Origin of the sequence: Brucella sp. TWI559, from assembly GCF_039674265.1 — a bacterium.
Lineage (GTDB): Bacteria > Pseudomonadota > Alphaproteobacteria > Rhizobiales > Rhizobiaceae > Brucella > Brucella chromiisoli.
Window position 1 is genome coordinate 1 of record NZ_JBDJNE010000078.1, and the last position, 479, is coordinate 479.

Genomic DNA, 479 nt, shown 5'->3' on the forward strand with positions numbered 1-479 from the left:
GGATGAATGTCAGTGGCAACACAGCCGGCACTTCCAAAGTCGACATCACCAACCGTCACGGTTTTGGCGCTAAAACCAATAACGGCATCGAGATCATCTCCGTGGGGGGGAACTCTGATGGTCTGTTCACGCTCAATGGTGATTATGTCACCAAAGACGGCAAGCAGGCCATTATGACCGACTCGGCCTATGCCTATACGCTGCAAAAAGGCGGAACCAATACGCCAAATGACGGCAACTGGTATCTGGTCAGCAAGAAGGACAATGCCAATCCTGTCAATCCGGTCGATCCGGATTGCGAGAAGACCAATACCTGTCCTCCAGGCCCTAACCCTGGTCCTAATCCGGGCCGTTACAGCGCTGCGGCCCCGATCTATGAATCCTATGGCTCGACGCTGCAGGCTCTGAACAAGCTGCCGACACTGCAACAGCGTGTGGGTGAGCGTTATCTGGGCAGCTCCAATCAGGTCAATTCCGGT

The 479-nt window shown here is 54.5% G+C and carries 1 protein-coding gene; it reads left to right on the forward strand.

The window, feature by feature from the left end; translation table 11 throughout:
• Nucleotides 1-479 (forward strand): autotransporter outer membrane beta-barrel domain-containing protein (locus ABE530_RS19695; protein ID WP_499695733.1); only part of this gene is annotated, 479 nt, incomplete at both ends.